This is a genomic window from Pedobacter sp. KBS0701 (genome assembly GCF_005938645.2).
GTDB lineage: Bacteria > Bacteroidota > Bacteroidia > Sphingobacteriales > Sphingobacteriaceae > Pedobacter.
This window is the reverse complement of record NZ_CP042171.1, coordinates 5072728-5099040: the sequence shown is the minus strand read 5'-3', so window position 1 is coordinate 5099040 and position 26313 is coordinate 5072728. Positions and strand designations below refer to the sequence as shown.

The following is a 26313-nucleotide window of genomic DNA, read 5'->3' as shown; positions in this document are numbered from 1 at the left end:
AATCGTTCCCGACATCGTTTGCAACGTTTAATCTGCTAAAAACTTCTTCCGCTTCAATATTAATGTTTAAAATTGTTCATCATATATTTTAAAACACGGCTGCGTTACAAAGTTTATACTTTTACGTGGCCGATTTTAATTTTAGCCTAACCAAATTGATATGAGAGTAATCATCCTGTTTTTACTGATAAGCATTTCATCAGCAGTTTATGCCCTGGATGTTAAACCCGATTTTGTGGTAGCAGCCGATGGAAGTGGAAATTTTAAAACTGTACAGGAAGCGATACATGCTGTGCCCGATTTCAGGAACAAAACAACCGTAATTTTCATTAAAAAGGGTATTTATAAAGAAAAACTGATTCTGGCGGCGTCTAAAAAGAATGTAAAGTTTATTGGGGAGAGCTTAAGCGAAACCATTTTAACTTATGATGATTATGCACAGAAAAAAAATATTTTTGGCGAAGAAAAAGGTACTTCGGGTTCATCAAGCTTTTACATTTATGGCGAAGGCTTTTCTGCGGAGAACATTACTTTCGAAAATTCTTCAGGCCCGGTGGGGCAGGCAGTAGCCGTTTGGGCCGGAGGCGATAAACTGATTTTCACCAACTGCAGGTTTTTAGGTTTCCAGGATACACTTTATACTTATGGGGGCAACAATCGCCAATACTATAAAAATTGCTACATAGAGGGAACAGTCGATTTTATTTTCGGCGCTTCTACTGCCTGGTTCGAAAGCTGTACCATTTTTTGCAAAAAAGCTGGTTACATTACGGCTGCCTCAACTGCCGATACCACAAAATTTGGCTACGTCCTCAACAAATGTAAAATTAAGGGAGATGCTCCTGCCAATAGTTTTTACCTGGGCCGTCCCTGGAGACCTTATGCCAAAGTTGCCTACCTCAACTGCGAGTTGCCAGATTTTATCCGCCCTGAGGGCTGGAATAACTGGGGGAAAGAAAGTAATGAGAAAACGGCATATTATGCTGAATATAAAAGTACTGGAAAAGGCGCCGATTCTAAAAACAGGGCCAATTGGTCGCACCAATTAACTGATCATGAGTATAAGGACTATATTTTGGAAAACGTTTTCCGCGGGTGGGATCCGGAAGTAAAATAAGTGTATTAAGGAATTGATATACAGCTGTTAAGCGCCTATTTATTGGCGCTTTTTTGCCTTGTTCTCCGGTAACGATTGCATAGATTTCTCTTCTGTTTTAACTGCAAACAACGTACACTTGTTATTACAATAACCAAGTATAATTTAACAGCGCAAATAATGAAACATATTTCTGGTAGTTTATGCCATATAAAAGTAGCTCTCGCATGCTTAATTTTATCTTCTGCAACCGCTGTGGCTCAACAAAAGCAAAGTTTACCCATTATCCAGCAGGTTAAATTTAAAAAAGATACTACAAGTATTGTCAGCTTTGGGGCAAAAGGTGATGGCATTACCTTAAATACCGAAAATATTAATAAAACTATTGCAAGCGTTAGCCAAAAAGGCGGCGGTGTGGTATTAATTCCTTCAGGTTTGTGGTTAACCGGGCCGATCGAGTTAAAAAGCAATGTAAACCTTCACTTAAAACGTGATGCCATTCTTCAGTTTACCGCCGACTTTAACCAATATAAACTCGTTCAGGGAAATTGGGAAGGTCAGCCTGCATGGCGAAACCAGAGCCCGATTTCGGGTGTAAACCTCGAAAATATTGCCATTACCGGAAGCGGGATCATTGATGGTAACGGCGGCGCCTGGCGTATGGTTAAAAAAGATAAACTTACCGAAACACAATGGAAAAACCTCGTTGCATCCGGAGGTATTGTTAAAGCCGATGGCAAAATGTGGTATCCATCAGAGAAAACCGTTAAAGGCTCGAACACTAAAAATGCGGGGGTAATTGAAGCAGGTAAAACTGCTGCAGATTATGATGATATCAAAGATTTTCTCCGTCCCAATTTACTGGTCTTAACCGGCTGTAAAAAAATCCTTTTAGAAGGTGTTACCTTTCAAAATTCACCCGCGTGGAATTTACACCCTTTGCTTTGCGAGGATTTAACCTTAAGAAATTTACAGGTGAAAAATCCCTGGTTTGCACAAAACGGCGATGGTGTTGATGTAGAATCGTGCAAAAATGTATTAATCGAAGGCAGCACTTTTGATGTTGGCGACGATGGCATCTGTATCAAATCTGGTCGCGATGAAGCTGGCCGTAAACGGGGTGTACCCACAGAAAATGTAATTGTTAGAAATAATGTGGTTTACCATGCGCATGGTGGTTTTGTCATCGGTAGCGAAATGAGTGGGGGTGCTAAAAATATCTGGGTTTATGATTGTTCTTTTATCGGCACCGATATTGGCCTGCGTTTTAAAACTACCAGAGGTCGTGGTGGTGTGGTAGAAAATATTTATATCAATAACATCAACATGATCGATATTCCTGGCGAAGCCATTTTATTCGATATGTATTATGCTGCGGTTGATCCGGTTCCCTTGGCCGGCGAAAAACGTGAAGCGATCAAAACCGTAACCGTTCCGGTTACCGAAGCTACTCCGCAGTTTAAGAATTTTTACATTAAAGATGTAGTGGCCAATGGTGCCGAAAAAGCAATATTTTTCAGGGGATTACCAGAAATGAACATCAAAGATGTGTATCTCGAAAACGTAACCATAAAAGCCAAAAAGGGCATCGAGATTATTGAGGCATCGGGAATTTTTCTGAAAAACGTAAATGTAATTACTGATAATACCAGTCCGGTGGTAATGATTCAGAACGGTTCTAATATCAACATCAGCAACCTTAGTTATCCAATGAACAGCAAAATTTTATTTGATGTTTCAGGCGAAAAATCAAAAAGGGTAAAAATTAGCGGAACCGATGTTTCCAAAGCGAAAACCGCTTCTGTTTTAGGTACTGAGGTAGATAAAAAAGCACTGGAAATTTCAAAATAATAAAAATGAAGAGATCAATTTTATATACAGCGGCTGCCCTCATCGGTTTTTCTATTTTATCACAAAGTGGATTTGCCCAAAAGAAATTATCAGAACAGTTGACCTTAACTGCGATGGAAACACTTTGGCAGGATACTACCGTTTTAAAAGGACCAAAGGGCCCGAGATGGTCCTACGATATGGGGGTGGTTTTGGAAGGGGCAGCAGCAGTTTGGCGAAATACCGGCGATGGAAAATATTTTAAGTATATCCAAAGTTCTATGGATGCTTATCTGGATAAAGAGGGAAATATTACCACCTATAAACCGGATGATTTTAATATTGACAACATCAAAAACGGTCGTTCATTATTATTGCTCTATAAAGTTACCGGACAGCAGAAATACCTGTTAGCCGCAACTAAATTATACGATCAGTTACAAAAACAGCCGCGTACTAAAGAAGGTGGTTTTTGGCACAAGAAAATTTATCCAAACCAAATGTGGCTGGATGGTTTATACATGGGTGAGCCTTTTTATGCAGAATATGCTAAACTGATGAAAAAAGATGCTGCTTTCGATGATATTGCCAAACAGTTTATCCTGATGGAAAAAAATGCCCGTGATGCAAAAACAGGTTTGCTTTACCATGGCTATGATGAAAGCAGAACCGAACAGTGGGCGGATAAAACAACCGGTCGATCACCAAATTTTTGGGCCAGGGCAATGGGTTGGTACATTATGGCCCTGGTAGATGTATTGGATAATTTTCCGGCCGGTCATCCGCAAAAAAAAGAATTACTGACCATTTTAAACCGTACGGCAACAGCGGCGGTAAAATACCAGGATCCGAAATCGGGTGTTTGGTTTGATATTTTAGATATGCCAGCCCGTAAAGGGAATTACCTGGAAAGTTCGGCATCGAGCATGTTTGTATATGGTTTAGCTAAAGGTGTACGTAAGGGTTGGTTGGCGCCGTCTTTTATGCCAGCTGCAAATAAAGGTTATGCGGGTTTAAAGAAAGAATTTATAGAAAAAGCAGGCGATGAAAGGGTAAACCTTACTAAAACCGTTTCGGTATCTGGTTTGGGTGGAAAACCGAAATACCGCGATGGCAGTTTCGATTATTACATCAGTGAAAAAGTAATCACGAACGATCCTAAAGGAATGGGTGCATTTGTGTGTGCTGCTGCCGAAATGGAAGTTGACGCTTTGCCAAAACCTGGAAAAAATTTAACGGTTACCGTCGATAATTTCTTCAACAATGAATACATGACCGGTCCAACCGGTGATAAAATCCCTTTCCATTACCTGTGGGAAGAAGATGATAATAACGGATTCTCTTTATTCGGAAAAGTATTTAATGATGCTGGTGTAAAAACCAATACGCTTAAAGCTTCGCCAACTACTGCAAATTTAAAAGGAACCAACATTTATATTATTGTAGATCCCGATACTGAAAAGGAAACCGCAAACCCAAATTTCATGAATGCTGCACACGCCAAGCAAATTAGTGAGTGGGTAAAAGCAGGTGGTGTTTTGGTATTGCTGTTAAATGATGTTGGCAACTGTGAAATTTCAAAATTCAATGTATTGCCAGAAACGTTCGGGATCCATTTTAATGAAGATAGCCGCAATAAAGTTCAGGGTGCAAACTTTGAGCAGGGTGCAATAAAAATCCCGGCAGGCAATTCCATTTTCAAGACAGCCAAAAAAGTGTACATCAAAGAAATTTCGACGATTGTGGCGAAAAGTCCTGCTGTTTCTGCTTTAACCGATAAAGGAGATGTGATTATTGCTACTGCAAAATATGGAAAAGGAACTGTTTTCGCGGTGGGCGATCCCTGGTTTTATAATGAATATATCGACGGTAGAAAATTACCTGCTGAATTTGAAAATTTTAAAGCCACGAATGATTTAGTGAACTGGTTGATTAAGCAGGTGCCAGGTAAAAAATAACCACAGATGAAAAGGATGAACACAGATAGCTAAATAGGATTGTCATCCTGAGCCTGTCGAAGGACTTGTTAAAATTACTGCAAACAGCGTTTCGACAAGCTCAACGTGACATATTGGATGAAAAAATACTCCGTGTCTCCGTGGCAAATAAAAACTATGGCAGATGTAAACAAAAAGAAATTAGTGGTCTGGGCCACGGAACAAACAAAATGATGAAAATAAAATTATTGTTTACCCTAATTTGCAGCACTTTATTACTATCGTGTTATGCACAGCAGCCAATCGATTCTACGGCAGATAAAATGTTGGTTTACCAATTAGGCAATGGTGGCTGGCCAAAGCAATTGGACGATAAAAGTGTGGTTAACTATGGCGTCGCTTTAACCCCTGAGTTATTGGCCAAAATAAAAGCCACTAAAGATTTACATGCCACCTTCGATAATAAAGCCACAAGCAGAGAAGTGGTTTACTTGGTAAAAGCTTATAAAAAAACACAGAATAAGGCTTATTTAACGGCAGCCGAAAAAGGATTGGATTATATTTTATCCGCTCAATATGCCAATGGTGGCTGGCCCCAATATTATCCTGACAAAGCTTCATACCGTTCAGAAATTACTTACAATGATGACGCAATGATTAATGTGCTTAATATCTTACAGGATATTGCCATGCAAACGAACGATTTCGAAGTGGTAAATCCGGCTTATATCAAAAAAGCGGAGAAAGCAGTTACAAAAGGCATCGATTGTATTATCAAAACACAGGTAAAACAGAACGGAACGTTAACCATTTGGGCTGCGCAATATGATAAAGATTCGATGTTGCCTGCAAAAGCCAGAGCATTTGAGCCGGCCTCGTTAAGCACAAGTGAATCGGCGGGTATTGTGCGTTTCCTGATGAGGCTTAAAAATCCATCAACAGAAGTGAAAAATGCAATTGCTGCAGCAGTGAAATGGTTTGATACTTATAAAATAGTTGGCTACCGCTTCGACCGGAACAAAAATATTTCAGCTTTGGTTGCGGATCATACTGCCAACACCTGGGCACGTTTCTACGACCTTGATAAAAATACCCCAATTTTTGGCGACCGTGACAACACCATTAAAACAAAATTAGAAGAACTAAGTCCCGAAAGACGCAACGGTTATGCCTGGTACGGCAACTGGGGGCAAAAATTAATTGAAAAAGAATACCCAAAGTGGTTAACCACAAATGGGAAATAAATAAAAAAATAAAAATCGTCATTGCGAGGCACGAAGCAATCCTACTACTATAGGTGGGGACTCCTTCATTACTTGCAATGACGGAAACCGCAAGAATATGATTTTAAACAAAGAAAATTTAAAAAACATTAAGGGCGACAAGGTTACAAAACCTACTGCCGAAATTTTAGCCTTGCCCGAAAAAGTAATCCAGTTTGGAACGGGTGTTTTACTGCGTGGTCTGCCAGATTACTTTATCGATAAAGCCAATCAACAAGGCATTTTTAACGGTAGGGTTTTAGTCGTTAAATCTACTTCAAGAGGTGGTGCTGACGAATTTTCGAAGCAAGATAATTTATATACCCTATGCGTAAAAGGTATTGAAAACGGCGTTACTGTTGAAGAAAATTCAATCAATGCTTCAATCAGCAGGGTTTTATCAGCTTCGCAGGATTGGGCCGAAATTTTAAAAGCTGCCCACCAGCCCGAAATGCAGGTCGTGATTTCGAATACCACTGAAGTTGGGATTGTTAAAAGTGAAGATAAAATAACCGATAATCCACCGCAATCTTATCCGGGGAAATTACTGGCATTCCTGCACGAAAGATATACTGTGTTTAATGGTTCGGCCGAAAGCGGAATGGTGATTGTTCCAACGGAATTAATCAGTGATAACGCTGATAAATTGAAAGAAATTGTACTGGATCTTGCTATTCATAACAAATTGGGCTGGGATTTCGAAAACTGGTTAAAAACCGCCAATCACTTCTGTAAAACTTTGGTCGATCGTATTGTGCCGGGAAAACTTCCGGCGGCAGAGCGAAAAGTCATCGAAAACGAATTGGGTTACGAAGACGAGCTTATGATCATGGCCGAACCTTTCAGGCTTTGGGCAATCGAATCATCCAGCGAAAAAGTAAAAGAGGTTTTATCTTTCGAAAAAGCAGATAAGGGCATTTTTATTGTTCCTTCTATCGATAAATTTAAAGAACTAAAACTCCGTTTACTTAATGGCACACATACCATTAGCTGTGGTTTAGCCATTTTAGCAGGCTTTAATACGGTAAAAGAAGCAATGGCCGATAAAGATTTCACTAGCAACGTATTAAAACTGATGAAAGAGGAAATTGCTCCCGTTGTGGTAAATGAAGACATTACTTACGATGAAGCCCTCGCTTTTGCCAATAGTGTGGTCGACCGTTTCAGCAATCCTTTTTTAGAGCACCAATGGCAGGCCATTACCTTAAACTTCACTTCAAAAATGCAGATGCGCAACATGCCGCTCATCAGAAGGTATTATGCCTTAAAAAATGAAGTACCACAACTTACCGCTTTGGGTGTTGCCGCTTATATTCTTTTTATGAATGTGAACAATGATGGCGATACTTATACGGCCAGTGCCAATGGAAAAACCTTTCCTGTACAGGATGAATTTGCGGAAGTGTTATACGAATACTGGAAAAATCCTGAAACCGTGGTAGATAATACCCTTGGCGACAGACGCCTTTGGGATAAAAACCTGAACAATTACCCCGGCTTTAACGCAGCCGTAAAATCATACGTTGAATTATTACAAAATAAGGGTGCAAAAGAAACTTTAAGTAACTTGCATTCAGAAAGAACAAATTAAAATGGTTACTAGAATTTTAAAAATCCATCCTAACGACAACGTTCTTGTTGCCCTGCAAAATCTTGCAAAAGGCGAAACTGTTATCCACGATGGGCAGGAATATATTTTACAGGATGATATCCAGGCGAAGCATAAGTTTTTTATGCAGGATATGAATGCTGGCGATCACATTATTATGTATGGTGTACTGGTAGGGAAGGCACAGCATTTCATTCTTAAAGGTGGTTTGATGGATACCGAAAATACGAAACATGCTTCCGATCCTTACGAATTTCGTCCATACCATTACGAATGGCACGCGCCCGATGTTTCCAAATTTGAAGGCAGAACCTTTAATGGTTATATCCGTAGCGATGGTCGTGTAGGAACTGCCAATTACTGGTTGTTTATCCCGACTGTTTTCTGCGAAAACCGCAATTTAGATGTCATCCGTGAGGCTTTGCACAACGAATTGGGTTATGCCGTAACTGATAAATATAAATCTTACGCCCACCAGTTGGTAGAGGCTTACAAAAATGGTGAGATTTTAGAAGAGGCCGATCCAGGCTCTATTGGATTGGCAAATCCATCAGCCAACCGTGTTTTTAAAAATGTAGATGGCATTAAATTCCTGAACCATCAGGGTGGTTGCGGTGGTACCCGTCAGGATGCCGCTGTATTGAGCAAGTTATTGGCTGCTTATGCTGATCATCCCAATGTGGCTGGTGTAACCGTGTTGAGCCTGGGATGTCAGAATTTGCAGGTTAAAGATTTTATGGACGATTTAAAACAGCGTAGTCCGAATTTCGATAAACCTTTATTCATTTTTGAGCAGCAGCAATCGCAGAGCGAAGAACAATTGGTTAAAGAAGCCATCCGTAAAACCTTTATCGGTTTAACCGAAATCAATAAAATGGAACGTCAGCCTGCGCCGTTAAGCAAACTGGTTTTGGGTGTAAAATGTGGCGGTAGCGATGGTTTTAGTGGCATAAGCGCCAATCCTGCTGTAGGCTATACCTCCGATTTATTGGTGGCTTTAGGCGGAACCGTGCTTTTGGCCGAATTCCCTGAGCTTTGTGGTGCCGAACAACAACTAATCGATCGTACTAAAGACGAAACCGCCGCACGTAAATTTATCCAGCTAATGACGGCTTATAACCAGGCTGCAGAAAATGTAGGTTCTGGATTTTTTATGAATCCATCACCAGGCAACATTAAAGATGGGTTGATTACCGATGCCATTAAAAGTACCGGAGCAGCTAAAAAAGGTGGAACCTCACCAGTGGAAGATGTGTTGGATTACACCGAACCAGCCACAAAACCAGGCTTAAATTTGGTTTGTACGCCTGGAAATGATGTAGAGGCCACCACCGGAAAAGCAGCATCGGGGGCAACCTTAATTTTGTTCACTACCGGTTTGGGCACGCCTACCGGAAACCCGGTTTGTCCAACCATCAAGTTATCAACCAATAATGCCTTAACCAAACGCATGGGCGATATCATTGATATCAACTGTGGACCAGTAATCGAAGGAGAAAAAACCATCGAGCAAATGGGAGAAGATATCCTGGAATATTGCATTAAAGCGGCCAGTGGTGAAGTAATCCCTAAAGCAGTGTTGCTTAACCAGGATGATTTTATTCCATGGAAAAGGGGAGTTAGTTTGTAGCTTGGAGCTGGGAGTTTGGAGTGTTGAGTCTGGGGTGCAGAGAAAAACCCATAGTCTTAGCCCTAAATTCCGTGGTCTGTGTCCCCACAGACCACCGAGCGAATAAAATATAAATTCAATTCCAGTCTGTGAGGACACAGACCGGGCTAAATAAAAAATTATTAGATAATCGTTTTAATTATCTCAAACCGATTACTTAATGTCTCAAATCACATAGCATGAAACCTTTTTTAGACGAAAATTTTCTTTTGCAAAGCAAAACAGCAGAAAAGCTTTATCACAATTTTGCAAAATCATTGCCGATTATCGATTACCATAATCACCTTATTCCAGAGCAGATTGCCAATAATACCCAGTTTGCCAATATCAGTCAGGTTTGGCTTGCCGGCGACCATTACAAATGGAGGGCCATGCGTGCCAATGGTGTGGATGAAAAATATATCACCGGTATTGGATCAGATTATGAGAAATTTGAGAAATGGGCTGAAACGGTTCCTTATACTTTGCGTAATCCATTATACCACTGGACACATTTAGAACTTCAACGTTATTTCGGCGTAACCGATTTACTTTCGGGCAAAACCGCACAGAAAATTTATGACGAATGTTCTGCAAAACTGCAAACGCCTGAGTACTCTGTACGTGGTTTGCTGGCCAAAATGAATGTAGAAGCTGTTTGTACCACAGATGATCCGTTGGATAGCTTAAACTTCCACCAGCAATTGGCAAGAGAAGGTGCAAATTTGAAAATGTTACCTGCTTTCCGTCCGGATAAAGCAATGAACAGTGATGATATTGAAGGATTGAACGAATATATCAATAAGTTAGAAAGTGTTGCTGATAAAACCATCAGCAGTTTTCAAGACTATATCGATGCCTTAAAAAGCCGTCACGATTATTTTGCTGATCATGGCTGTTCGGTTTCAGATCATGGTTTAGAGCAGATTTATGCCGAAGATTATACTGAAGCTGAAATTTCCTCCATTTTTGATAAAATTCGCGCTAAACAAGGTATCTCTTACGAAGAGAACCTGAAATTTAAATCGGCTATGCTGGTTTATTTTGCAGAATGGGATCACGAAAATGGCTGGGTGCAACAATACCACCTTGGTGCGTTGCGTAACAACAACACCAGGATGTTAAGGCAATTAGGTCCGGATACCGGTTGGGATTCAATCGGTGATTTTAGCCAGGCCCATATGCTCTCTAAATTCCTAAACCGTTTGGATAATCAGGATAAACTGGCCAAAACGATTATTTACAACCTTAACCCTGCCGATAACGAATTGATTGCTACTATGATTGGTAATTTTAACGATGGTTCGGTTGCCGGTAAAGTTCAGTTTGGTTCTGCCTGGTGGTTTCTGGATCAGAAAGACGGCATGATCAAACAGTTAAACGCATTATCGAATATGGGGCTTTTAAGCCGCCTGGTAGGTATGCTTACCGATTCGCGCAGTTTCCTTTCTTTCCCACGTCACGAATATTTCAGAAGGATTGTTTGTAACCTGTTTGGGGAAGATATTGAGAACGGTGAATTGCCTAACGATTTGGAATGGGTTGGCAAAATTGTTCAGGATATTTCGTACTTTAACGCAAAAAATTACTTTAAGTTTTAACCAAAATCGGGCTTTAGGAAGGTATTTCATTGGAATCAGATCATTTCAATCGTTTTCCTTCCGTTTTCATACCCTTGCAGAAAATAGCATGAAATACGCCGATCAGATATAAAAATGAGCACCCAAATATTCGCTTCATCACAAAAAGGAAAAAAAGTTTTAAGCTTTGGTGAAATACTTTTGCGCATCTGTCCTGATATGGATGGTGCCTGGTTAAAAGAAAACAAACTTCCGTTTTATGTTGGCGGTGCAGAGCTGAATGTAGCCACTGCACTGGCCCTTTGGAATGTTCCTTCGGCCTACTTATCGGCTGTGCCTGATAATTCGGTCACCCGGGAAATTGTAGATTATCTTGATGCCCGTAATATTGATACCACGCCGATGGTTTATCGTGGCGAACGTTTGGGTTTATATTATCTCCCGAAAGGAAAAGACCTTAAAAATGCCGGTGTAATTTACGACCGCGCAAATTCGGCTTATGCAGAATTAAAGGTTGGCCAGATCAACTGGGATGAAGTTTTTGAAGACGTAAACTGGTTCCATTTCAGTGCGATATGCCCTGCAATCAATCAATCTATTGCTGATGTTTGTTTGGAAGCTTTAAAAGCGGCAACTGAGCGGAATATCACCATTTCACTGGATCTGAACTACCGCGCCAAACTTTGGAAATATGGTAAGGATCCTATTGATGTTTTGCCTGAACTGGCTCAGTATTGCACGCTGATTATGGGTAATGTTTGGGCGGCCAATAAAATGTTGGGTACTGCGCTACACGAAGATTTAACATCAACTGAGGGTTATGCAAAAGAAACGTTACTACAACAGGCAACAGATACTTCTAAAGAAATATTAAGTTTGTTTCCGGCATGTAAAGCAGTGGCCAATACCTTCAGGTTCGATCATGGGAAAGGCATCAGGTATTACACTGCCATTTATACCGTTGGTGAACTAACGGTTTCTGAAGAATATGTTTCGGACGAAATTTTAGATAAAGTGGGCAGTGGTGACTGTTTTATGGCAGGTTTAATTTATGGTTTTTACAATCAGTTATCCGCCAAAGAAACCTTAAATTTTGCCACAGCGGCAGCTTACGATAAATTATACATTCCAAGTGATGCTACAACCAGTACCGTAGCTGATATAGAAAAAAGAATAATACGCAATGATTAGCAACAAGCACAAAATTTTAGATGCCATTTTAGAGCAGGGCATGTTACCGCTTTTTTATCAGGATAGCGAAGCAGGTAGCGTTGAAATATTACGCACGCTGTATAAAGCAGGTGTACGTGTTTTCGAATATACCAACCGAGGTAAATCGGCTTTGCCGAACTTTAAAAAGCTAAAGGAAGTACGCGATGCCGAAATGCCTGATCTTTATCTGGGTATCGGAACCATTAAAACCCCTGCTGATGCAAATGCTTTTATCGAGGCAGGAACAGATTTTATTGTGGCACCGATCATAAATCCGGCAGTTGCCGAAATTGCCAACAAAATTGGTATGTTATGGATCCCGGGCTGTATGACACCGACTGAAATCAGCATTGCCCAGGAGCATAAGGCCATGCTGATCAAAATTTTTCCTGCCAATATTTTAGGCCCTGAATTTATTTCGTCAATTAAAGATCTTTTCGCCGGACAGCTGTTTATGCCTACCGGTGGAGTGGAAATTAATGCCGATAATTTAAAAACCTGGTTTAAAGCTGGTGTTTGTGCCGTAGGTATGGGCAGCAAATTAATCAGTAAAGATGTAATGAGCAAAGAGCTTTACGAGGAGTTATTCGACAATACCAAATTAGCACTTGATCTAATACAGCAGAGCAAATAAAAATTTAACAAACCTAACCAAATGAACCAACCCAAAACAAGCAAATATAGATGGACCATCTGTTTGCTGTTATTCTTAGCTACGACCATAAATTATTTAGATAGACAGGTACTTTCTTTAACCTGGACAGATTTTATTAAACCGGAATTTCATTGGGACAATAACGACTATGGAAATATAACGGCCCTGTTCTCTATTTTTTATGCGATATCCATGCTTTTTGCAGGTCGTTTAGTTGATAAACTGGATACAAAAAAGGGCTTTTTATGGGCCATTGGTGTTTGGTCGGTAGGCGCCTGTTTGCATGCTTTCTGCGGTATTGCAACTGCAGGTATCATCAATGGAAACTGGTTTGTAGGTTTTGAAGGTGCTAAAGAAATTATTGCCCGTGTTAACGATACAGGTTTGGTGGTTTCGGTAAGTGTTACCCTCTTTATTTTTGCCCGTTTTGTACTGGCGGTTGGAGAGGCTGGAAACTTCCCGGCTGCAATTAAAGCCACTGCCGAATACTTTCCTAAAAAAGACCGGGCATTTGCAACCAGTATTTTCAATGCTGGTGCTACTGTTGGTGCATTGGCTGCCCCTATTACCATTCCTTTTATCGCCAAAGCTTATGGTTGGGAAATGTCGTTCATTATTATCGGTGCATTAGGTTTTATATGGATGGGCTTATGGGTTTTCGTATATAACAAGCCAGAATTACATAAAAGGGTTAGCGCTGAAGAATTGGCCTATATTCAACAAGATGTAATCAACGACCGGAAATTGGCCGATTACGTTGAAGAAACCAAAGAAAAAGTTTCGTTTATCGATTGTTTTAAATACAAACAGACCTGGGCTTTCGCCTTTGGTAAATTTATGACCGATGGTGTTTGGTGGTTCTTTTTATTCTGGACCCCTGCTTACCTGAAATCGGTTTACGGGATGGATTCTACTCAAAGTGCATTACCATTATTTGTGCTTTACATGATTACCTTGCTTTCTATTATCGGAGGATGGTTGCCTACTTATTTTGTAGATAAAAAAGGCATGAATCCTTACGAAGGCAGAATGAGGGCCATGTTGATTTTTGCATTTTTCCCGCTATTGGCTTTGGCCGCACAACCTTTAGGCCACATTACCTATTGGATTCCGGTAATCATTATCGGTATTGCGGGTGCAGCCCACCAGGCATGGTCGGCAAATATATTTTCTACTGTGGGCGATATGTTCCCTAAAAAAGCCATTGCAACCATTACCGGCATAGGTGGTATGGCCGGTGGCTTAGGCTCTTTCATTATTAATAAAGGCTCTGGTTTGCTGTTCGACTATACGGGCAAAAACGAGATTGTTTTTATGGGGTTTAAAGGTGAAGAGGCCGGCTATTTCATTATATTTTCCATCTGTGCGGTATGTTATTTAATCGGATGGACGGTAATGAAAACCTTAGTGCCAAAATATAAAGTAATCGAACTAAAATAAACCAAGGGTTGATGTTAGGGAAGCTTTCTGAACCATCAGCCTTTTTATACAAACGAATCTATACTTAAACTATAGATTTAACATTAATTTAACCCTAACAACAATTAAAATTGAGTACAACGCTAAACCTCGAAAGTATTTTCGTTGAAGAGAGCCAGATTCCAGATGAATTTAGGCTCACGGAAGAAATCAATCAAAAGGAGTTTCTATCAAATGGGGAAATGAAACCATGGAACGGACCGTTTAATGAAGTTTTTTCTCCGGTATGCGTAAAAACCCCTGAGGGCTTAAAACGAAAGCGTATCGGTAGTTTCCCGGTATGTACAGAAAAAGAATCGACAGAAGCTTTGGATGCTGCCGTAGCTGCTTATGATAATGGTCGTGGGCAATGGCCAACCATGAGCGTTGCCGACCGCATTGCCTGTGTAGAAAACTTTACCCATAAAATGATTGAGCAAAAGGAAATTGTTGCCAAGCTTATTATGTGGGAAATCGGTAAATCTTATGCTGATTCGGTTAAAGAGTTCGACCGTACTGTAGAATATATCTACGCGACCATCGATGCCTTGAAAGATATCGACAGGCAGTCATCACGTTTTGAAATAGAGCAGGGAATCGTGGCCCAGGTGCGCCGTTCTCCGCTTGGAGTGGTGCTGTGTATGGGGCCGTTCAATTATCCTTTAAACGAGACTTTTACAACCCTGATCCCGGCTTTGATTATGGGCAATACGCTTTTATTCAAACCACCTAAACATGGTACTTTATTACATTACCCTTTGCTGGAAGCTTTCCGCTCCAGTTTTCCAAAAGGAGTGGTGAATACCATTTATGGCCGTGGCAATACCATTGTTCCGGGATTGATGAAATCGGGAAAAATCAATGTGCTTACTTTGATCGGTTCCAGTAAAGTAGCCAATGAACTTAAAAAACTGCACCCTAAAGTAAACCGCTTAAGGGCTATTTTAGGTCTGGATGCCAAAAATGCGGCCATCATCACCAAAGATGCCGACCTGGATTTAGCGGTTTCTGAAACCGTTTTAGGCTCACTTTCTTTTAACGGACAACGTTGTACCGCGATTAAAATCGTTTATGTACACCGCAGTTTGGCACAGGAATTTTTAAAGCGTTTATCGGCAGAAGTAGAAAAACTGAAATTCGGTATGCCTTGGGAAAAAGGGGTAAACCTTACTCCATTACCTGAGTTGAATAAACCTGAATATTTAAAAGAATGTATTGATGATGCCGTTTCGCATGGGGCAAAAGTAGTAAACAAAAATGGTGGACAAACGTTAGAAACTTTTGTTTATCCTGCCATTGTTTATCCGGTAAACAGCAACATGAAATTGTATCGCGAAGAGCAGTTTGGTCCGATTGTTCCTGTTGTGCCTTTTGATGATCTGGAAGAACCTATCGAGTATTTAATCGGTTCGCCACACGGCCAGCAGGTGAGTATTTTTAGCAACAATGCTGCGGTAATTTCTTCGTTAATCGATCCTTTGGTTAACCAGGTCAGCCGTGTAAATATCAACTGTCAATGTCAGCGTGGACCAGATGTGTTCCCTTTCACTGGACGTAAAGACAGTGCCGAAGGAACCCTTTCTGTAGTAGATGCCTTGCGTTCATTCTCGATCCGCTCTTTGGTAGCCACTAAGTTTACTGAAGATAATAAAAAGTTACTGAACGAAATTGTGAGAGGAGATGATTCGAACTTCTTAAGCACGAAGTATATTTTTTAAAAGGTCACTTTATAAAACTAAGCCGCAAAAACATGGATGTTAATCTGTGGATTTGCGGCTTTTTTTTGTTTTGTATTCTTAGCTGTCATTCTGAGGGGGTAATTTATTGTGTAAAATCAATATGAGTGACGTTTAATTGATTTGTTTTGCCATACAGCACGGTCTTGCCTCGGCTCGCCGCCGCCGAATGGCTCTTTCTTTTTGGCATCAAAAAGAAACAAAAAATGCCGGCTGAAAATTTTTCTTTTGAAGCCAGTTGTGTGGCTAGAACAGTGCAGCCCGAAAAATTTGTTAGGCCGGATTTAAGTAGAACGGGGTACCGTGCTATGGCCTAGCTGGATGGAAATACGAAATCGGTTAAAGCGCTGATTAATATTAGTTTATAGAATAACATCAATGGTAGCGCAGTGAAGAATCTCCAAACGAAAGGCAGAACACAGATCAACTTATTTTTAAGAAGATATTAACTAAGGGGCAATACGCTTAACTAAAAGATCCTTCACTGGCGTTCAGGATGACAACTATATTTTTTACTTCAAACTCTTCGCTAAACTCAACTTCAACTCCTTAATCCCTTTTACAACCAATCCTGCAACCTGTTTAGCGCCCTCGGGACTTAAATGTGTATCGTCTTTTTTGCCTTTTGGATAATTTACATTTCCCGAATCAACATGGTTGAATAATTTAATTGAAGGCTCATCCCCCAAACGGGTCAATAAACTTTCTGTTTTAGCCAGCATATCAATTAAGGGTATATTTAGCGAATCGGCCACCTGACGGGTAACCCTTGGATAGTCGCCATGCGAATCGATTAAAACACCATTTTTGAAACTTCTGCGGGAGATTGGCGTGAGTAAAACCGGAAATGCTTTTTTGCTCCGGGTTTCTTTTACATAATTCACCAGATTGATCTTAAAATCGGCCAATGAAACACCAACTGTTGGCTTATCAACTTTTTCATCATTATGTCCAAACTCTATAAAAACATAATCACCTGGATTTAACTGTGCTAAAATTGGGTCCCAACGTTTTTCGGCCCTGAATGATTTGGTACTTCTTCCATTTAAAGCCCGGTTATCAACCGTTACATCGGTTTTAAAGTATGATTGTAAAGCCATGCCCCAACCGGTTTCCGGATAAGCTTTTTCTTCTTTATTGGCTGCGGTAGAATCGCCGATGATGTACAGCTTTGTTTTCATTTGAATAAAAGTAAAAGAGAATAAAACAGCTAAGGCTCCTGCCGCAAAAATCTTAAGGAAATTGGTTTTCATTTTAATTAATTTGTGAGTGGGTTCCATTGATCCATTCCGCTCAGTATATTTTTTAAAGTATAATTTTTAGCCTCTTTATTAGTGAGCTGTTTCGTCCAGGCTAATCTTGTTCTGGTCAATGCCCCAGCACCTTTACTTTTATATTCAGCATAAAACGCGGTTAATTCCTTATCTGGGAACATCTTATCGCCTTTCCAGGCATTCCAGCCTTCAGGTAAAATGTGTTTTCCAATTTCACAGTTTAAGAATACCGTTTTTGCATACGGCCGCCATGGCCTGCCTAAATAAGCTTTCGTTACAGCAGTATCTGCAATGAGCTTACAATTTAGAAAAACAAATCCGAATTTCTGTTGCGCGGAGGTTGAAGCTGCGGTAACATAAGAATCGCTTAAACTTTTGATGGTACAATTTTGAAAGACTACCGTTGCCTTGCCGAAAATAAAATCGGTTGTGCCCTCGATATAACAGTTTTGATAATATTGACGACTATTTTCAATAGCGGCATAAAGCGTATCCTGATTGCCCAAAAACCTGCAGTTTTTTGCTATGAATCGATCACCTTCTACATGCAGCGCAACAGCCTGGCCAACGCGGCCGGCAGAATTGATAATGGTTAAATTTTCCAGGTGGATATCATTGCCTTGAACCAATACGGTAAAAGAGGTATAAGTGCTGAATTTCCTATTGCCAAACTGGTCATCACCTGCTGGATTAAGTTTGCCCGAATAATCATTGAAGGTAATGATGGTATTTTCTACATCTTCTCCTATAATCCAAATCCTGATTTTCCAGGATGGAATAGTCAATTTTTCTTTATAAGTACCCTTTTTAATATAAATCTTAACTTCTTTCTCGCCTAAATCCCTTACCGAATTTACAGCCTCCTGAATGGTTTTGTAATTTCCGCTGCCATCCTGTGCAACGGTTATTTCTGAAGGATATTTAGGATCTTGAGCGTGGAGATAAAGAAAGGGAGCGATAACCAAAATAAGTATTGCAATAAATTTCAGATGAGATATTCTTGTCATTCTTTTCGATTAAATCTACAGCATAAAGTTCATTAAAAAAGGGCAGATTAAAACCTGCCCTTATCAATTATAAAATTAGTTTCTCCACCTGGGATCGCCGACTCCATTCGTTTTTAAATCTGACTGGCTAACGGTAAAATTGCCAGTTGCGGCAGCAGTAAAGCCCGGATTTAATGTGGTAAATGTTCCGGTATCGTATTTGGCACCAACAGTTACACTGCCTGAAATAAAAGTTGGAGCATTGAAATAATTATTTGCGGTAAAATTAGCGCTAACAATTGTGGTTAATACCTGATTTGTTAAAATACCGCCAGAGTTTGCTACAATATTTTTTGAAAAGTAAATTTCATGTTTAGCCAACCGAACGTAAAACAACCTATTACCCGCGCCATTACAAATTCCGTTAAGTGTATTGGTGGCAACGGTAATTACTGAAGTAATGGCCGGAAAATTTGTAGCGCCCGCTGGGTCCATTCTAAAAAAGTCTCTGGCCAAAACAGATGCATATACCGTATTGTTAGTGAAATTTAATGTTTTGGCTAAGCCTGATCTAAAATCGATAAAATCTCCACCACTACATTCTATGTTACTGATTACATTTCCTTTAAAAGTTACCGATTCGATAAGTGTTTTTAAATTTACATAGAATAGCCCTTTAGTATAGTTTTTTACAACTGAATTTTCAAGCAGAAAATGGCCATAAACGTTATCAGATGCTTCATCGTAGATAAAGGTTTGATTTCCGTTTAAGGATCCGGTACCATCCAATACCACATCTTTAATGGTTAAACCTGCATTAGCCTTTAATCTAAGAACCATCCCGTTAATAATTGGCCTGTCAGTTGGTTTTGTTCCCCTTATGGTAATTGATTTTGAGGCAATAACATCTGCATTAACCGTATAAGTGCCGGGAGCGAGACCGAAAACGGTGCCTGCAGCAGCATTTGTAATCAGAGTTGCCAGGTTATCTGATGGACTTACTAATGTTGCGCCTGTAAAATTATAAAGTGTGGTAAAAGCTGCTGTTCCTCTAACCTTTGTTCCGGCCAGCAATTTTGCCGTGTAATCCGTTTCTCCGGTTAAGCCTGTTATGGTTGCTTCTCCGGCTGCAATTTCTGCAGCGGTAACGGTATGCGTAATATTTCCAGGTGTTACGGTAACTGAAGTTGCTGTTTCGCCAGGTGTCCAGTTTAATACAACAGAAGTAGCCGTTATTTTGGCCTGGTTTACCGTTTGGAAAATCTGTTCGGATTCTGTTTTTGCAGAAGTGCTAACCCATTTGGAATCTGCAACACCCTGTGCAACACCTTTTACCCTAATTGAATATTGCGTATCGCCTATTAATCCGGTTACGGTATAGGGTAATTGAGCTGCAGTAATGCTGGCAATTGATTTTACCGGGGTGCCGGTAAAGTCGGCATTATCGTATACCTCGATGGTATAAGAAGTGGCATTGGGTACGGCGTTCCATGTTAATTTAACACCGGTTTTATTAACTATTGTTGCGGTTAAGCCAGGGCTGGAAAATACCCTGTCTACGTTAAGTGTGGTAATTTCTTCCAGATTGTCTTTTTTGCATGCCGATAAACAAACTGTCGCCATGAGTAAGAAGGTGTATGTATATCTATTAATCTTTTTCATAACCTTGAGTTTATAAGTTTAATGGCTTATTGTTTAACAATCCGTTAGATAAATCCAAAAATACCTGCCATATCGGCCAATATTGCTGTTGATTTGGTTCTTTTGTATAAAGGGCATTCCAGTAAGAAACCGTTTCGCCTGTTGTAACCATGGTCCATGCTTTGTTTGAAGTATAGCCTAAAGCAACACCCTGGGCATCGGTATCCCCAAATTTCAATCCATAAATCTCTACCGTTTCGCCATTTGCAGCTGTTCTGTAATAAATTTTAGCAGGCAAAGCCGCATATTTTCCTTGTCTGCTTTCTAGCTGCTGTAATTTAGTTTTGGCTTCAGCCAGTTTCGTGCCCAGTAAATTCCAGCGGATCAGGTCACTTTTCCTTAGCATTTCTCCTGTAAATTCTAAAGCTCTTTCATTTACTACTGCATCAAAAAATGTATTTTTAGAGGCAGTTGCTGTGGCCATAAAAGCGGTAACTTTTGTTGGTGCAGTTGGGAAAGCGCGGTCACGGATCATTTTTAAATATGGTGCAGCTGCTGCCGGGCCATCAATATCGTTAACTGCTTCAGCAGCCATTAACACGACATCTGCATAACGCATATACATCCAGTTTAATCCATCATCATTGGTAGAAGTTACCCTTCTTTTCATCCATTCGTAACGGTATTTCCCAAAGTATAAACGGCCAAGTGCCGATGGTACCTGAGCTGCGCCTTTTGTGCCGTCGCCGCCATCCCATTCGTATGGAACTACGGTTACATCCCTTCGTACATCTTCATTTTCATATTCGTACAGCATAATCGGATTAGGTCCATCTGTTCCGCCTTTATTCTGGCCGGTATACTGGTCTGTTTTTAGATGTTTTACCCCTAAATCAAAAATCACACGGCCTCTGCCATCGCTAAATGGAATTTCCCACATGGATTCTAAGCCGGCGGCACCGGTTTCCTCGTTCAGTTTTCTGAACACCTCTTCAAATCCAAGCAATCTTAATTTACCACTTGCAATAATTTCCAGGCATTCTTTTTTGGCAATGGCATACATTTTATCGTGCGATAATTCCGGATCAGAACTTAACCTTACTGTTCCGTCAAGGCGCTGTGCATAACCACCGGCTGCAAGTGCCAAGCGTGCCCTTAAGCCTTTTGCAAAAGCTTTGCTTACGCGTTCTACTTTAGCTGTTATGTTATTCTCACCAGGCCACGGCAGGTAACCTGCAGCCTCATTTAAGTCGGCTAACAATTGTTTATAAATTACATCTCTGTCATTTCTTGGCAAATAAGATGTTGCAGAGGTAATGGGTTCAAAACGTGCCGGCACATCTCCCCAGCCTTTGATAAGATCGTTGTATAGAACAGCCCTTAAGGTTAAAATTTCGCCAAGGATCTGTGCCATTACGGGGTTACTTTGTATATTGCCGTACGTTCTTATTCCTCTTATGGCCAGGTTAGCCCTTTCAATGCCTTCGTAAAACTTAGCCCATGCATTATCTGTGGTGTTCATTTGGCCATTGTTCACACCACAGTTGTAATTAGATAATTTTGCTTTGTCATCATCAACCGATTTTAAGGTATTGTATACTTCTGTATCGTTGTTAAGCCCATAATACACTAAAAAACGTCCCCTGTAGGAGTTGGTTTCGCCAAAAGATTGCAGCACACCTGCTATGGCACCTTCCGCCAAACTTGGTGTCGAAAAAATAACAGACTCATCAAGCGTAGATTTAGCCGGTGCATCCAATGTTTTTTTACAGCTGCTAACAAGTGTTATTCCGGTAATGATGAACAGCGTATATATAATTTTTTTCATTTTCGTAAAATTAAAAGATCTTCTAAAAATTAACATTTAGCCCGAATAGGTAAGATTTGCTTCTTGGATATGCAGAGTAATCAACTCCTGGTGTAAGCGGCGTATTCCGTCTGGTCGAAACCTCTGGGTCAAAGCCCGTATAATTAGTCCATAGCCACACGTTATAAGCAGAAGCATAAAACCTTAATTTTTTCATTTTTAATTTGCGTGATATTTTTTCAGGAAGGGTATATCCAAGGGTCAGGGTCGATAACCTTAAAAACGAACCATCTTCTACCGCCCAGTCGCTTAGCACAAAAGTTTTGGTATATGGCGACCATAAAGTGGTGTTTGCATTCATGGCTGTTAATTCAGCTGGGTCGTTACTAATTGTTCCGTCTGCCCTTAAATTTGTCCAGCGTTGTCCGCTTTCCATAACTGAAATCAGATTTCTTGAAGCGTATTTACTGGTTGAGGTATATTCAATTTTATTGGCATTGTACACATCGTTTCCATAGCTCCAGTTAAAATATGCACCAAGATCAAAATTGTAAATTCTCGAATTAAGTGAGAAACCACCAGTGTTTAATGGGTTGGTATTGCCGATAATAGACCGGTCGGATAAATCGATCTTTCCGTCTCCTGAAAGATCTTGAATTTTCATTGTGCCCGGGCGTACTGTGCCTACAAATGAAGTAGCGTCAACTACTCCTGGCTTTAATATCCATTTGCCGCTTGTGGCGTTGTAGCCAGTAAAATCAGATACTTCGTATCTGCCGGCACTTTTGTAGCCATAAATACGACCAATTGAGGCACCTTCTTCTACCAAGTAATCTACACCAATTTCTGTTGATGCCCAGCCTGAAGTACCATTTATATTTTTAACCGAACCTAACGAAAGCACTTTGTTTCTGTTGAAACTGATATTGGCGTTTACGGTTAAATCGAAGTTTTTCTCTTTGATTGCACTCCAGTTTACCGAAAATTCTAAACCCTTATTTTGGGTCTGGCCCAAATTGCGGTATTGGTTATCGTATCCGGTACCTCCCAGTGGGAATAAAATCAGTAAATTTTTAGTTTTATTCAAGTAGGCATCAATGGTACCGGTTACTTTCGAATCGAATAAAGCAAAATCCAACCCAATGTTTCTGGTTACGTTTGTTTCCCATTTCAAATCGGGATTAGCCATTGTTTTGGAAGCTGCCCAGTAATTACTGAAACCATTTGTAAAGTTGGTATTAGAATTCTGGAAAGACTGGGTGATTTGCCCGGGAGGGATGTTGTTATTACCTGCCGCACCATAACTGGCTCTTAATTTCAAATCGGATAACCATGATTTTGTTCCCTGCATAAATTTTTCCTGTGAAATTCTCCACGCACCAGAAACTGAGGGAAAATAACCCCAATGATTTTCCGGCGAAAATTTAGAAGAACCATCGGCCCTGAAGGTTGCGCTTAACAAATATTTGCCTTGATAATCGTAATTGGCCCTGCCAAAAAACGAGAATAATTTATCATCCGGAGAAAAGTTATTATCTATAATAGCAGCTTTACCTTGTGTAGTCAATACCCGTGTTTGGTCGAAAGTGAAGGTTTTCGGGAAACCACGAACTTCATTGGTTAAAATATTCTGTTCTGTTTTGATAAATTCCTGACCCAATAAAACATTAAGATTGTGGTTTTTGCCAAGGATTTTATTAAAGCTGTAATTAAGTGTATTGGTGTTTCTAAAGCTGTTCCTATTGGCATTGGTAGAAGTAAGTACTGGGAAATTAGGCGCATCGGCCAGGTTTTTTACGTAATAAGTAGTAAGGCCGTAAAAGCGATCCTGATCACTGCGGAGGCCATCATAACCAACCTCTGAACGCAATCTTAGATTATCAATGATTTCGTAAGTTGCTGCGCCATTTATATTGTAGGTTTTTCGGTGAACATACTGATCATTATCCGAAATGGCCACCAGTGGATTATAGAGGTTAAATTCATCATTGGTATCTGTTGATGCTGTTAAGCCCGGTACAGGGAATGATGGATATAGAATCGCATATTTCAAACGCGAATCGGCTGATGATTTTTCATTTTGCTCGTTAGCCCCGCCGCCATTGGTTTTGGTATCGGAATAGCGGAACCCAAAATCTAAAGTTAAGGCGTCGTATAATTTGTGGTTTAATTTGAAATTAATGTTCTGTCTTTTAAAATCAGACATTTGCATAATGGCCTTATCAGTTACAAAACTGTGACTTAAGCTGTATTTTGTTTTATCGCTTCCGCCGGTAATGCTTAGATTTTGATTAAAGGTTGTTCCTGTACGACCAAAAACCAGATCTTGCCAGTCATTTTCCGCGATATTATCGAACAGGTCTATATCTTGATAATTCCCAAAATATTGAGTGTAATCAGTTGGTGTACCATCTAGAAGTGATCTCTCGTATTGCCAGTGCACATAATCAGATGCCGATAACACACCCAGTTTCTTCGCTAGTTTTCTGGTGCCACCAAAAACATTATAAGCGATATTCGTTTTTCCATCTTTACTGTTTTTGGTTGTAACAAGTATTACCCCGTTAGCACCCCTCGCTCCATAAATGGCCGTTGATGAGGCGTCTTTTAGTACATCGATTGATTCGATATCCTGCGGAGCAATATCAGCTATTGAAGTTACCGGGAACCCATCAACAATATAAAGTGGCGAGTTATCGCCGGTGATGGAACCGCCTCCCCTAACCCTTACGTTAATCTGTGCATCCGGCGAACCTTCTGACGATGAAATATTAATCCCGGCTACCCGTCCCTGAATGGCCTCTAGTGCAGAAGATACCGGAGCCGCAGCAATCACATCAGCGCCTACAGAACCAACAGCGCCGGTTAAGTCTTTTTTACGTACGGTGCCGTATCCAACATTAACGGTTACTTCTTCAAGATTGTTGGCATCCTCATCCAAAGCAACTGATAGTTTTGTTTCGTTTGTTACCGTAACATTTTTGGTTTTATAACCAATATAGGTAAAAGTTAAAACCGCACCATTTGCAGGGATGCTGATCTTGAAAGTGCCGTTAGCATCAGTACTGGTTCCATTTTTTGTGCCTGCTAGTGCAACACTTACACCAACCAGGACCTGTCCGTCTTTTTTATCTTTCACCGTTCCGGTAAGCTGCCTGTTTTGTGCCTGAGCCAATGATAATCCGATAAAAGAGAGAAATGTAAATAAGAGTAAGACTCTGCTCATAATTATTAATTTAGTAGATAAGATTTGGTTATTTAAGATGATGCAATCGCTTGCATGTAGAATATAATTCTATTTCGGAGCGTTATAGTTTGTTTATATTTGGTTACTTTTACTTAACAATTTTACAAACTAAAAAGCAATTGAAACCAGATTTAACTAAAAAAGTGTGCAAACGTTCCCAAAAACGTCAACCTAACGTTTATTAATGTTGGTGACTAAATCCACCTTAAGAGATATTTTTTGTAACTTGTACGCAATACGAACATGAGATTTGAAACATCTACCATAAAAGATATTGCTAAAGCATTAGGACTCTCTACATCTACGGTTTCCCGGGCTTTAAGAGACCGTTACGAAATTAGTGAGGAAACTAAAAAGCTGGTTTTAGCCTATGCCGAAAAGGTAAATTATCGTGCCAATCCGATTGCCAGAAGTTTAAAAGAGCGCCGTAGTTATTCTATCGGAATTATTGTTAGTGAAATTGCCAACAACTTTTTTTCTCAGGTGATAAATGGCATTGAATCAATTGCTTATGATAAAGATTATCATGTAATTATTTCTCAAAGCCACGAATCGTACAAACAGGAAAAACTAAACGTTGAACACCTGGCATCGCGTTCCATTGATGGTTTATTAATTGCACTTTCTTCAGAAACACAGGATATCGGTTACTTAAGGCATTTATACGCTAAGGGTTTACCCATTGTATTTTTTGATCGCGTACCGGAAGATTTTGAAACCCATAAAGTAATTGCCAATAACTTTAAGGGCTCTTTTGATGCCACAGAACATCTTATTTTATCAGGAAAAAGAACCATTGCCCATTTGACGAATTCAGAAAACCTTTCAATAACGAAAGAAAGGTTAGCAGGTTATAAAGCGGCTTTGGTTAAATATCATATCGAATTTAAGCCCGAACTGGTAAAATATTGCCAGCATGGTGGTATGCACAGCGCGGAACTGGAAGAAGCGGTGAAAGAACTTTTGCCGCTTAAACCCGATGGGATTTTTATCTCGAGCGACCGCTTAACCACAGGTTGCATTATGGCTCTGAAGAAAACCAATCCTGAAGTGGCACATAAAATTGCGATTGCAGGTTTTACCAATTCCAATCTTGTCGAATTGTTTTCGCCATCCTTAACCTCAGTTAAACAGCCTGCATTCGAAATGGGACAGGTGGCCACCGAATTATTGATTTCGATGATCGAAGCTAAAAGGCCTGTTACCGAGTTCGAAACCAAGGTTTTGGATACGGAACTGGTGAAGAAGCGCTGAATGCCAATCGGTTAGCGTATGGCGCAAGGCGTTGAGTGCCTGGCGCTAAGCGTGTGGTGGTTAGCGTTTAATGCTACGTTC

17 protein-coding genes are annotated in these 26313 nt (G+C 40.2%); 12 read left to right on the top strand and 5 right to left on the bottom strand.

Annotated features, from left to right (window positions below; translation table 11 throughout):
• Positions 1-160 precede the first annotated feature (160 nt).
• From FFJ24_RS20560 to FFJ24_RS20510, 11 genes are all read left to right on the top strand, one after another.
• Positions 161-1117: a pectinesterase family protein gene (locus tag FFJ24_RS20560; RefSeq protein WP_138819025.1), complete on the top strand. Its 957-nt coding sequence runs from the start codon at positions 161-163 to the stop codon at positions 1115-1117.
• 159 nt (positions 1118-1276) lie between these two features.
• Positions 1277-2947: a glycoside hydrolase family 28 protein gene (locus tag FFJ24_RS20555; RefSeq protein ID WP_138819024.1), complete on the top strand. Its 1671-nt coding sequence runs from the start codon at positions 1277-1279 to the stop codon at positions 2945-2947.
• A gap of 5 nt (positions 2948-2952) precedes the next feature.
• Positions 2953-4884 carry a glycoside hydrolase family 88 protein gene (locus FFJ24_RS20550; RefSeq protein WP_138819023.1) on the top strand — a complete coding sequence of 644 codons (1932 nt, stop codon included), beginning with the start codon at positions 2953-2955 and terminating at the stop codon, positions 4882-4884.
• A 209-nt stretch (positions 4885-5093) separates the two neighbouring features.
• Positions 5094-6107: a pectate lyase gene (gene pelA, locus FFJ24_RS20545; RefSeq protein ID WP_138819022.1), complete on the top strand. Its 1014-nt coding sequence runs from the start codon at positions 5094-5096 to the stop codon at positions 6105-6107.
• A 97-nt stretch (positions 6108-6204) separates the two neighbouring features.
• Positions 6205-7716, top strand: a complete 1512-nt coding sequence (locus tag FFJ24_RS20540; RefSeq protein ID WP_138819021.1) for a tagaturonate reductase — start codon at positions 6205-6207, stop codon at positions 7714-7716.
• Position 7717: 1 nt separating this feature from the next.
• Positions 7718-9364, top strand: coding sequence for a UxaA family hydrolase (locus tag FFJ24_RS20535; protein ID WP_138819020.1), 1647 nt, complete (start codon positions 7718-7720; stop codon positions 9362-9364).
• 218 nt (positions 9365-9582) lie between these two features.
• Entirely contained in the window at positions 9583-10983 is a 1401-nt protein-coding gene (gene uxaC, locus FFJ24_RS20530) for a glucuronate isomerase (RefSeq protein WP_138819019.1), read from the top strand.
• 114 nt (positions 10984-11097) lie between these two features.
• Positions 11098-12153, top strand: a complete 1056-nt coding sequence (locus FFJ24_RS20525; protein WP_138819018.1) for a sugar kinase — start codon at positions 11098-11100, stop codon at positions 12151-12153.
• Positions 12146-12808, top strand: coding sequence for a bifunctional 4-hydroxy-2-oxoglutarate aldolase/2-dehydro-3-deoxy-phosphogluconate aldolase (locus FFJ24_RS20520; protein WP_210419405.1), 663 nt, complete (start codon positions 12146-12148; stop codon positions 12806-12808). The genes FFJ24_RS20525 and FFJ24_RS20520 overlap by 8 nt, the downstream gene beginning before the upstream one ends.
• A 21-nt stretch (positions 12809-12829) precedes the next feature.
• Positions 12830-14269: an MFS transporter gene (locus FFJ24_RS20515; protein WP_138819017.1), complete on the top strand. Its 1440-nt coding sequence runs from the start codon at positions 12830-12832 to the stop codon at positions 14267-14269.
• Between the two features lie 110 nt (positions 14270-14379).
• A complete protein-coding gene (locus FFJ24_RS20510) occupies positions 14380-16005 on the top strand; it encodes an NADP-dependent glyceraldehyde-3-phosphate dehydrogenase (RefSeq protein ID WP_138819016.1) in 1626 nt (541 codons plus the stop codon).
• Between the two features lie 530 nt (positions 16006-16535).
• On the opposite strand, the gene FFJ24_RS20505 is transcribed toward FFJ24_RS20510, so the two are convergent.
• From FFJ24_RS20505 to FFJ24_RS20485, 5 genes are all read right to left on the bottom strand, one after another.
• Positions 16536-17276, bottom strand: a complete 741-nt coding sequence (locus FFJ24_RS20505; RefSeq protein WP_138819015.1) for a rhamnogalacturonan acetylesterase — start codon at positions 17274-17276, stop codon at positions 16536-16538.
• Positions 17277-17281: 5 nt separating this feature from the next.
• On the bottom strand, positions 17282-18304 hold the full coding sequence (locus tag FFJ24_RS20500) for a pectinesterase family protein (RefSeq protein WP_138819014.1): 1023 nt from the start codon (positions 18302-18304) through the stop codon (positions 17282-17284).
• A 75-nt stretch (positions 18305-18379) separates the two neighbouring features.
• On the bottom strand, positions 18380-19945 hold the full coding sequence (locus FFJ24_RS20495) for a DUF4957 domain-containing protein (protein WP_138819013.1): 1566 nt from the start codon (positions 19943-19945) through the stop codon (positions 18380-18382).
• A gap of 10 nt (positions 19946-19955) precedes the next feature.
• Positions 19956-21752, bottom strand: a complete 1797-nt coding sequence (locus tag FFJ24_RS20490) for a RagB/SusD family nutrient uptake outer membrane protein (RefSeq protein ID WP_138819012.1) — start codon at positions 21750-21752, stop codon at positions 19956-19958.
• A 22-nt stretch (positions 21753-21774) separates the two neighbouring features.
• Positions 21775-24957: a TonB-dependent receptor gene (locus tag FFJ24_RS20485; RefSeq protein WP_138819011.1), complete on the bottom strand. Its 3183-nt coding sequence runs from the start codon at positions 24955-24957 to the stop codon at positions 21775-21777.
• A gap of 264 nt (positions 24958-25221) precedes the next feature.
• Here FFJ24_RS20485 and FFJ24_RS20480 point away from each other — a divergent pair, with 264 nt between their 5' ends.
• On the top strand, positions 25222-26232 hold the full coding sequence (locus FFJ24_RS20480; protein ID WP_138819010.1) for a LacI family DNA-binding transcriptional regulator: 1011 nt from the start codon (positions 25222-25224) through the stop codon (positions 26230-26232).
• Positions 26233-26313: the final 81 nt, after the last annotated feature.

What these genes read in the sequence shown, in the direction of transcription:
- FFJ24_RS20560 (WP_138819025.1), top strand. Translation starts at nt 161, where the DNA reads ATGAGAGTAATCATCCTGTTTTTACTGATAAGCATTTCATCAGCAGTT.
- FFJ24_RS20555 (WP_138819024.1), top strand. Translation starts at nt 1,277, where the DNA reads ATGAAACATATTTCTGGTAGTTTATGCCATATAAAAGTAGCTCTCGCA.
- FFJ24_RS20550 (WP_138819023.1), top strand. Translation starts at nt 2,953, where the DNA reads ATGAAGAGATCAATTTTATATACAGCGGCTGCCCTCATCGGTTTTTCT.
- pelA (WP_138819022.1), top strand. Translation starts at nt 5,094, where the DNA reads ATGATGAAAATAAAATTATTGTTTACCCTAATTTGCAGCACTTTATTA.
- FFJ24_RS20540 (WP_138819021.1), top strand. Translation starts at nt 6,205, where the DNA reads ATGATTTTAAACAAAGAAAATTTAAAAAACATTAAGGGCGACAAGGTT.
- FFJ24_RS20535 (WP_138819020.1), top strand. Translation starts at nt 7,718, where the DNA reads ATGGTTACTAGAATTTTAAAAATCCATCCTAACGACAACGTTCTTGTT.
- uxaC (WP_138819019.1), top strand. Translation starts at nt 9,583, where the DNA reads ATGAAACCTTTTTTAGACGAAAATTTTCTTTTGCAAAGCAAAACAGCA.
- FFJ24_RS20525 (WP_138819018.1), top strand. Translation starts at nt 11,098, where the DNA reads ATGAGCACCCAAATATTCGCTTCATCACAAAAAGGAAAAAAAGTTTTA.
- FFJ24_RS20520 (WP_210419405.1), top strand. Translation starts at nt 12,146, where the DNA reads ATGATTAGCAACAAGCACAAAATTTTAGATGCCATTTTAGAGCAGGGC.
- FFJ24_RS20515 (WP_138819017.1), top strand. Translation starts at nt 12,830, where the DNA reads ATGAACCAACCCAAAACAAGCAAATATAGATGGACCATCTGTTTGCTG.
- FFJ24_RS20505 (WP_138819015.1), bottom strand. Translation starts at nt 17,276, where the DNA reads ATGAAAACCAATTTCCTTAAGATTTTTGCGGCAGGAGCCTTAGCTGTT.
- FFJ24_RS20500 (WP_138819014.1), bottom strand. Translation starts at nt 18,304, where the DNA reads ATGACAAGAATATCTCATCTGAAATTTATTGCAATACTTATTTTGGTT.
- FFJ24_RS20495 (WP_138819013.1), bottom strand. Translation starts at nt 19,945, where the DNA reads ATGAAAAAGATTAATAGATATACATACACCTTCTTACTCATGGCGACA.
- FFJ24_RS20490 (WP_138819012.1), bottom strand. Translation starts at nt 21,752, where the DNA reads ATGAAAAAAATTATATATACGCTGTTCATCATTACCGGAATAACACTT.
- FFJ24_RS20485 (WP_138819011.1), bottom strand. Translation starts at nt 24,957, where the DNA reads ATGAGCAGAGTCTTACTCTTATTTACATTTCTCTCTTTTATCGGATTA.
- FFJ24_RS20480 (WP_138819010.1), top strand. Translation starts at nt 25,222, where the DNA reads ATGAGATTTGAAACATCTACCATAAAAGATATTGCTAAAGCATTAGGA.